Raw genomic sequence first — 6,334 nt, 5'->3', positions numbered from 1 at the left:
AGCGCGCGGCGGACGAATCATCAACATCACGTCGGTGGTGGCGTCGTCGGGCAATCCGGGTCAGGCGAATTACGCCGCCGCGAAGGCCGGCGTGGCAGGCATGACGCGCGCGTTGGCGCGCGAAATCGGCAGCCGCGGGATCACGGTGAACTGCATTGCGCCGGGTTTCATCGATACCGACATGACCAAGGTCTTGCCCGAAGCGCAGCGCACGGCGCTCACAGCACAGATACCACTTGGCCGACTGGGCAGCCCCGAGGATATCGCTCATGCTGTGGCTTTCCTGGCCTCCCCGCACGCAGGCTACATTACGGGAACGACGCTGCATGTGAACGGCGGCATGTACATGTGACAGGCATTTGGTTAATATCCGCGCCTTGGCGGGTGCGCAAAATGCTAATTGAAAGCACGCTGCGCGGGACGCGAAATGCGCTGTGATTAGTAGGTGTCGTCGAAAGTGTGTGACGTGTTTCAGAAGCCCGTCACGCGTGAAGCAAACCTGATTCGTGCGTGGGTTATTACGGGTGCAAACCTGATAAAATGCGCGCACTTGTGTTTTTGAACTACATTTCCCTCGGAGGGCTGCATGGACAATATCGAACAGCGCGTGAAGAAGATCGTCGCCGAACAACTGGGCGTCGCCGAAGCCGAAATCAAGAACGAAGCTTCGTTCGTCAACGATCTGGGCGCTGACTCGCTCGACACCGTCGAACTCGTGATGGCTCTCGAAGACGAATTCGGCATGGAAATTCCGGACGAAGAAGCAGAAAAGATCACGACGGTTCAGCAAGCGATCGATTACGCTCGCGCGAACGTCAAGGCTTAAGCGCCACGCGCAGCCGCTGCTACGATATTCGGGGTTGACGCTCTGTTGCGCTTCGAACCGCGCTTCGAACCGATTTAACAGCCACAGGGCTCACAGGACATTTCCTGTGAATCTTGTGGCTTTTTGCTTTTTGTCATCTATGGATAAGGGGTCACCGTGAGCCGTCGTCGTGTTGTTGTTACAGGCCTTGGGCTGATATCGCCTGTCGGCAATACCGTTGCCGACGGCTGGGCCAATCTGGTCGCCGGCAAGTCAGGCATTGGCGAGATCACGAAGTTCGACGCAACGAACTTCTCCACGCGCTTTGCCGGTGAAGTCAAAGGCTTCAATGTCGAAGACTACATGCCGGCCAAGGAAGCGCGCCACATGGATACCTTTATCCATTACGGCATTGCAGCTGGGGTTCAGGCCATGCAGGACAGCGGGCTTGAGATCACCGATGAAAACTCTGAGCGCGTAGGTGTTGTGGTGGGCTCGGGAATCGGCGGCTTGCCGATGATCGAAGCCACGCAAACAGAGTTGCTGAACCGCGGCCCGCGCCGCGTTTCGCCGTTTTTCGTGCCGGCTTCGATCATCAACATGATCTCCGGGCATCTTTCCATCCGTTTTGGTTTGAAAGGGCCGAATCTCGCGATCGTGACCGCCTGTACCACGGGGTTGCACTGTATCGGGGAAGGCTCGCGCCTGATCGAGTACGGCGACGCCGACGTGATGATCTGCGGCGGCTCCGAGGCGACCGTTTCGCCGCTGGGTATCGGCGGCTTTGCGGCGGCGCGTGCGCTGTCGCAGCGCAACGACGATCCGGCAACGGCAAGCCGTCCGTGGGACAAGGATCGCGACGGTTTTGTCCTGGGTGAGGGCGCAGGCGTGATGGTGCTCGAAGAGTACGAGCACGCGAAGGCCCGTGGCGCGAAGATCTACGCAGAAGTCAGCGGCTACGGCATGAGCGGTGACGCGTATCACATGACCGCTCCGCCGGAAGATGGCGACGGCGCGCGCCGCAGCATGCGCAATGCGCTGAAAAACGCCCAGATCAACCCCGACGAAGTGCATTACCTGAATGCGCACGGCACCTCCACGCCGCTGGGCGATCTGGCGGAAACCGTCGGCATCAAGAACATGTTCGGCGATCACGCCAAGAAAATCGTCGTGAACTCCACCAAGTCGATGACTGGGCACCTGCTCGGCGGCGCCGGCGGTCTGGAGTCGGTGTTCACGGTGCTGGCGCTGCATCACCAGGTGTCGCCGCCGACCATCAACATCTTCAATCAGGACCCGCAGTGCGACCTGGACTACTGCGCGAACGAAGCGCGGGAAATGAAGATCGACGTGGCACTGAAAAATTCGTTCGGCTTCGGCGGCACGAACGGTACGCTCGTTTTCAAGCGTCACTGAAGCTTGCTGAGCACGCCGCCCAGTGGTTGCGAATGTGCGTAAGTCGGAGCGTGTATTGCAGCCGGAAGCATCGGTGGATGGTATCGCCGGTTTTTCCCGCCGTCAGAAAATCATCCGGTCGCGCTTGTTATGGGCTGCCACGCTGGCGTTCATGGCGGTCGCGGCCGGCGCCGTATTCGAGTCGGTTGCGGCGTACAGCGGATTATTCGATGCCTGCGTCGCGGCGCTCGTAGTCACGGTCGGGCTTGGCGGCATTGCGTTCAGGCGCGAACGTCGCCGGCCAGTGGCATTCGAGATCGGTCAGGATGGGTTGACGACCTGGGACCGTGAGGGCCGTTCGCAATATCGGCAAATATCGGGTTGCGCCCAGTGGAGCGATCGCCTGCTTGCACTGATCCTGGTTTCTGCCGAGGGGCGTTCCGAGCCCTTGCTCGTTCCTGCGGACGCGCTCGCCAGTGCCGGCGTGTTTCGTGAACTGGCCGTTCGCGCCCGGCGCTGCGCCCAGGAACACCTGTAACGCTTGTAACCGCCCATCAGCATCCGGCGCGTCCCGGCGGCGTAACGCTACAATAGCCCTCCGCGTAGCACCCCCAAAGTTAACGGATTTCCCAGGTGAGCGAAAAAGAAATCGATCAGGTACTGGTCGAACGCGTGCAGAAGGGCGATAAGGCAGCGTTCGAGCTTCTGGTCGCCAAATATCAGCGCAAGATTATCCGGCTCATTTCGCGGCTCGTCCGCGACCCCGCCGAAGTAGAGGACGTCGCGCAAGACGCCTTTATCAAGGCTTATCGCGCGTTGCCGCAATTTCGCGGAGAATCGGCGTTTTACACGTGGCTTTACCGGATTGCGGTGAACACGGCAAAGAACTATCTTGCCACTCAAAGCCGGCGTGCTCCAACTTCTACCGAAGCTGATGCAGAAGAAGCGGAAACTTTCTCCGACGCAGACCAACTAAGGGATATCAACACGCCCGAGTCGATGTTGATGAGCAAGCAGATCGCACAGACGGTCAATGCTGCGATGGCGGTTTTACCGGAAGAACTTCGCACCGCCATAACTCTTCGTGAAATTGAAGGTCTGAGCTACGAAGAAATCGCCGAGATGATGAATTGCCCTATAGGGACCGTCAGATCGAGAATTTTTCGTGCTCGCGAAGCCATTGCGGCAAAATTGCGTCCATTGCTGGACACTCCCGAAGGCAAACGCTGGTAGCAGCGAGGCTGCGCGGGGCAGGGACGCGGTATCTGGGTCAGGTAGTGTCACTAGGGGCAGTCAAGATGGGGAGCATCATGGGGTCGGTTTCGGTGCAATCGCAAGCTGGTACGCGAGGCGAGCGTCTTTCCGCTTTTGTCGATGGGGAATCCTTCGACGATTCGGGGGATTTGAGCCAATTTCTTTCCGGTTTTACGCAAAAAGACCGCGCGGCGTGGTCGGACTATCACCTGATCGGCGACGCACTGCGTTCCGACGATCTCGCGGCCAGTCCCGCAGCCAACAGTGCGTTCATGAACGCATTTTCAGCGCGTTTTGAAGCCGAAGCGCATGTATTTGCGCCTGCGGCCATTCCGGCGGCATCGGCTGAACGTGCGCGTTCAGGCATGTTCCGCCGTCGCGTAGTTCCGGCTTTCGCTGTCGCGGCCGCTGCGGCAACGCTCACGTGGATCGTCGTGCCGCAGTTGCAGGGCGTCGACAACCACAGCGGCGTGCAAATGGCGAGCGTATCGTCGTCGGATCATGTGCAACGCGTCGCGATGGCCTCGGTGCCGGCTGCCACGCTGCGTTCGCCGGTTGTCGAAGCGAACATCATCCGTGATGCAAGTCTCGACCAGTATCTGGAAGCGCATCAGCAATTCTCGCAACAGCCCGTCATGCCGGGCTCGACGCCTTTGATCCGCACTGCGGCTACGAGCCAGGGTCAATAACTGATGCAACTTGTGCGGTTGAAGAAAACGACTCTTTGGGGCCGGCTGCCGGTTTTGTTGTTCTGTGCAGCCGCGTTGGTATCCGCAGCATCGGGCGCTTACGCGCAGGGCGGCTTACCGCAGGGCGGTGTTTCTGCCGCCTCGCGCAAGTCCGCTGCGGACCTGCTCAACCGGATTCACGAAGCCGCACAGCAGCAGAACTACGAAGGCACCTTCGTCTATCAGCGTGGGACAACGGTGCAGTCGTCGCGAATTACACACTCGGCAGCGCGCAGCGACGGCGAGTACGAGTCGCTGGAAAGTCTCGATGGCAAGCCCCGCAAGATGCTCCGCCACGACGACGACATGTACACGTTCGTGCCCGAACGTCATCTGCTGGTCGTCGAAAAACGTCAGAACAAGGATTCGTTCCCGGCGCTGCTTGCTACCGGCGGCGAACAGGTCTTGTCCGTCTATGAGCCGAAGATGCTCGGCGCGGATCGTGTCGCGGGTATCGACTGCCAGGTCATCGAGCTTGATCCGAAAGACGCCTGGCGCTTTGCCTACAAGCTTTGGTCCGATACGAAGACCGGTCTTTTGCTGCGTGCCCAGACGCTCGGCCCCGATGGCCAGGTGCTCGAGCAGCTTTCATTTTCGCAAGTAACGATAGGCGGCACAGTCGATCGTGCGGCAATTGCGAGCGGGATCAAGAACATCAACGGATGGACGGTCGTGCGGCCGCCGGTTCAGCCGGTCGACATGCAGGCGCAAGGCTGGAAAATCGCGCCCAATGTCCCCGGTTTCCGTGAGATCCGCGAGTTGCGCCGGCCTATGGCGTCGCGTGAGGAGGGCCAAGCGCCCATTCCCGTCGATCAAGCCGTTTTCTCCGACGGCCTCGCGGCAATCTCGGTTTTTGTCGAGCCGGTGGAAAAGAATTCCCGTAAGGAAGGCGCCGGCAATAGTGGCGCGACACACGTACTAGTCAAGCGGCAAGGGGATTTCTGGATTACCTTGTTAGGTGAAGTGCCCCAGGCCACGTTGCAGCAATTTGCTTCTGCCATAGAATACAAGCCTTCCAAGTAATTCCTCGGCCCACCAAGATATGAGCAACCTCTCGCTGCGCACCTTCCTCACGGCCGCGGCGCTTGCTGCATGCCTGCCGCTTGCGACCTCCGCGGCAACGGCTGCATCGGGCGCCTCGGCGCCGGCAGTCGCGCCGGTTGCATCGACTGGCGCAGTGCCAATCGTGAATCTGCCTGACTTCACCACGCTCGTGGACAGGGTGGGGCCGTCAGTGGTGAATATCCGCACGACCACGCGCGTGAGCAGCAGCAGCGACCTTCGCGGCTTGCCACCGGGCATGGATAACGGGGACATGTCGGAGTTCTTCCGGCGTTTCTTCGGCATCCCGATGCCCGGAACACCCGGTTCGCAAGGTTCACCTCACGGCGGCGGCGGTGGTGGCGGTGGCGATCAGGGTGGTGACAGCGGCGGCGGCAGTGGCCGCGGAAACCGCAGCGCGCCGCAAGACAGCCCCGACAGCCAGGACAATTCCGAGCAGAGCAGCGGTGTAGGCTCGGGCTTCATCATGTCGGCCGATGGTTACGTGATGACCAACGCTCACGTGGTCGATGACGCTGACACCATCTACGTCACGCTCACCGACAAACGCGAGTTCAAGGCGAGGCTGGTTGGCGTCGACGAACGCACGGACGTCGCAGTGGTCAAGATCCAGGCAACGAGCTTGCCGGCCATCACCATGGGCGACTCGAACAAGGTGCGCGTGGGCGAATGGGTGCTCGCAATCGGTTCGCCTTTCGGTCTCGACAACACGGTGACCGCGGGTATCGTCAGCGCCAAGGGGCGCGATACTGGCGACTACCTGCCGTTCATCCAGACGGACGTCGCGGTGAATCCGGGCAATTCGGGCGGACCGCTGATCAACATGGCTGGTGAAGTCATTGGCATCAATTCACAGATCTACAGCCGCACCGGCGGTTTCATGGGGATTTCGTTCGCAATTCCTATCGACGAAGCCATGCGCGTCGCCGATCAACTGAAGACGGGCGGCAAGGTGGTGCGTGGCCGTATCGCGGTGGCGATTGGCGAAGTGACCAAGGAAGTGGCCGATTCGCTCGGATTGCCGAAAGCGCAAGGGGCGCTGGTGAGCAGCGTGGAAGCGGGCGGCCCGGCCGACAAGGCCGGTATCCAG

Annotated in this window: 8 protein-coding genes; all 8 read left to right on the top strand. The window is 60.3% G+C overall.

Annotated elements, in window-relative coordinates:
• Window positions 1-352, top strand: a 352-nt coding sequence (locus ACFFAR_RS21680) for an SDR family oxidoreductase (RefSeq protein WP_375508437.1), incomplete at its 5' end; no start/stop codon positions are given.
• A 234-nt stretch (window positions 353-586) separates the two neighbouring features.
• Entirely contained in the window at window positions 587-826 is a 240-nt protein-coding gene (gene acpP / locus ACFFAR_RS21675) for an acyl carrier protein (protein ID WP_004197638.1), read from the top strand.
• A 156-nt stretch (window positions 827-982) separates the two neighbouring features.
• Window positions 983-2,221, top strand: coding sequence for a beta-ketoacyl-ACP synthase II (gene fabF, locus ACFFAR_RS21670; RefSeq protein WP_061999949.1), 1,239 nt, complete (start codon window positions 983-985; stop codon window positions 2,219-2,221).
• Between the two features lie 34 nt (window positions 2,222-2,255).
• Window positions 2,256-2,738 (top strand): hypothetical protein, encoded by a 483-nt coding sequence (locus ACFFAR_RS21665; protein WP_375508436.1) that lies wholly within the window; start codon window positions 2,256-2,258, stop codon window positions 2,736-2,738.
• 95 nt (window positions 2,739-2,833) lie between these two features.
• Window positions 2,834-3,433, top strand: a complete 600-nt coding sequence (gene rpoE / locus ACFFAR_RS21660; protein WP_031363443.1) for an RNA polymerase sigma factor RpoE — start codon at window positions 2,834-2,836, stop codon at window positions 3,431-3,433.
• A gap of 77 nt (window positions 3,434-3,510) precedes the next feature.
• Window positions 3,511-4,143, top strand: coding sequence for a sigma-E factor negative regulatory protein (locus tag ACFFAR_RS21655; protein WP_062167239.1), 633 nt, complete (start codon window positions 3,511-3,513; stop codon window positions 4,141-4,143).
• Between the two features lie 3 nt (window positions 4,144-4,146).
• A complete protein-coding gene (locus tag ACFFAR_RS21650; protein WP_174362772.1) occupies window positions 4,147-5,205 on the top strand; it encodes a MucB/RseB C-terminal domain-containing protein in 1,059 nt (352 codons plus the stop codon).
• Window positions 5,206-5,224: 19 nt separating this feature from the next.
• Window positions 5,225-6,334: trypsin-like peptidase domain-containing protein (locus tag ACFFAR_RS21645; RefSeq protein ID WP_375508435.1), on the top strand; the 1,110-nt coding region annotated here is incomplete at its 3' end.

The sequence above is a fragment of the uncultured Caballeronia sp. genome, assembly GCF_964243625.1.
Taxonomy (GTDB): domain Bacteria; phylum Pseudomonadota; class Gammaproteobacteria; order Burkholderiales; family Burkholderiaceae; genus Caballeronia.
Note: the sequence above shows the minus strand (reverse complement) of the source record. Positions and strands in the feature narration are given on the sequence as shown.

Excerpts from the sequence above, each read along its gene's own strand:
- acpP (WP_004197638.1), top strand. The coding sequence starts at position 587 with ATGGACAATATCGAACAGCGCGTGAAGAAGATCGTCGCCGAACAACTG.
- ACFFAR_RS21655 (WP_062167239.1), top strand. The coding sequence starts at position 3,511 with ATGGGGTCGGTTTCGGTGCAATCGCAAGCTGGTACGCGAGGCGAGCGT.
- ACFFAR_RS21650 (WP_174362772.1), top strand. The coding sequence starts at position 4,147 with ATGCAACTTGTGCGGTTGAAGAAAACGACTCTTTGGGGCCGGCTGCCG.